This is a genomic window from Macromonas bipunctata (genome assembly GCF_002837135.1).
In the GTDB taxonomy this organism is placed as follows: domain Bacteria; phylum Pseudomonadota; class Gammaproteobacteria; order Burkholderiales; family Burkholderiaceae_C; genus Macromonas_A; species Macromonas_A bipunctata.
The window spans coordinates 1-2,027 of record NZ_NWBQ01000021.1 but is presented as its reverse complement, the minus strand read 5'-3'; the positions used below and the strand labels follow the sequence as shown (position 1 = coordinate 2,027).

The 2,027-nt window shown below is 59.6% G+C and carries 1 protein-coding gene; it reads left to right on the top strand.

Features of this window, described 5'->3' with window-relative positions; translation table 11 throughout:
- The coding region (locus tag CON76_RS03420; protein WP_205758168.1) for an FG-GAP repeat domain-containing protein at nt 1-2,027 on the top strand (2,027 nt) is incomplete at both ends.

The following is a 2,027-nucleotide window of genomic DNA, read 5'->3' as shown; positions in this document are numbered from 1 at the left end:
GCTCCTACGCCGCTCCCACCTTTGCAGACATTGATGGCGATGGTGACTTGGATGCCTTTGTGGGCGACCAGCAGGGCAACACGCTGTTCTTCCGAAACACGGGAACGGCCAGCAACCCCTCTTTTGCTGCGGCCAGCTACAACTCCTTTGGCTTGGCTGATGTGGGCACCTCCGCCGCTCCCACCTTTGCAGACATTGATGGCGATGGCGACCTCGACGCCTTTGTGGGCGAATGGAGTGGCAACACACTGTTCTTCCGCAACACGGGCAACGCCAGCAGCGCCGCTTTTGCCGCTGCTACCTCCAACCCCTTTGGTCTGACGGATGTAGGCTACTCGTCATCGCCCACCCTTGCCGACATCGACGGCGATGGCGACCTTGATGCTTTCATCGGCAACTATGATGGTGTGATCAAATTCTTCGAAAACATTGTCCCCCCCGGTGTCACCATCACCCCAAGCGGCGGCAGCACCCAAGTCACCGAAGGCGGGGCCACCGACACCTACACCGTCGTGCTTGACAGCGCGCCCACCGCCGATGTCACCATCACCTTGGATGACACCAACGGCCAGGTCACGTTTGACCAACCCACGCTGACCTTCACCACGGCTAACTGGAACGCGGCGCAAACCGTCACTGTTACCGCCCGCAACGACACCGTGGGCGAAGGCACCCACACCGGCACCATTGGTCACACCGTGACCAGCACCGACGGTAACTACAACAATCTGGCTGTTAAGCCGTTGATTGTGACCATCACCGACAACGACTTGCCCACCGGCAACCCCAACTTTCTTCAATACACCGGTGCCACCAGTGCGGCACCGTTTGGCCTGAGTGATGTGGGGCTTTATGCCAGCCCCACGCTGGTGGACATCGACGGCGATGGCGACCTTGATGCCTTTGTGGGTGCCTACGACGGCAACACGCAGTTCTTCCGCAACACGGGCAACGCCAGCAGCGCCGCTTTTGCTGCGGTCAGCACCAACCCTTGGGGTCTGAGCGATGTGGGCTTTATTGCCAGCCCCACCTTTGTGGACATTGATGCCGACGGCGACCTCGATGCCTTTGTGGGTGACTACGACGGCAACACGCAGTTCTTCCGCAACACGGGCAACGCCAGCAGCGCCGCTTTTGCCGCTGCTACCTCCAACCCCTTTGGTCTGACGGATGTAGGCAGCTTTTCATTGCCCACCTTTGCCGACATCGATGCCGATGGCGACTTGGATGCCTTTATTGGCGTAAACAACGGCAACACGCTGTTCTTCCGCAACACGGGCAACGCCAGCAGCGCCGCTTTTGCCGCTGCTACCTCCAACCCCTTTGGTCTGACGGATGTAGGCAGCTTTTCATCGCCCACCCTTGCCGACATCGATGCCGATGGCGACTTGGATGCCTTTATTGGCGAAAACATCGGCAACACGCTGTTCTTCCGCAACACGGGCAATGCCAGCAGTGCCGCTTTTGCTGCGGTCAGCACCAACCCTTGGGGTCTGAGCGATGTGGGCTTTATTGCCAGCCCCACCTTTGTGGACATTGATGCCGACGGCGACCTCGATGCCTTTATCGGCAACGACGATGGCGTTGTTAAGTTGTTCCTCAACGTCAACCCTGGGCTGGTGATAACCCCCACGGGCGACGACACCCGCGTGAGCGAAGGCGACACCACGGGTGACACCTACACCGTGCAGTTGGCCACCAAACCGACCGCTGATGTGGTGGTCACGCTGGACGACACCAACGGCCAAGTCAGCCTTAGCACCACCACGCTGACTTTCACCACAGCCAACTGGAACGTGGCGCAAACCGTGACCGTGACAGCGGTGGACGACACCGTGGGCGAAGGCACCCACACCGGCGTTATTGGCCACACCGTGACCAGCACCGACACCAACTACAACAATCTGGCTGTTAAGCCGTTGATTGTGACCATCACCGACAACGATGTGGCCACCCACCCGCCGGTCTTTGTGTTGTCCGCCAGTTCCGAACCGTTTGGCCTGACGGATGTGGGCAACGCATCAGCC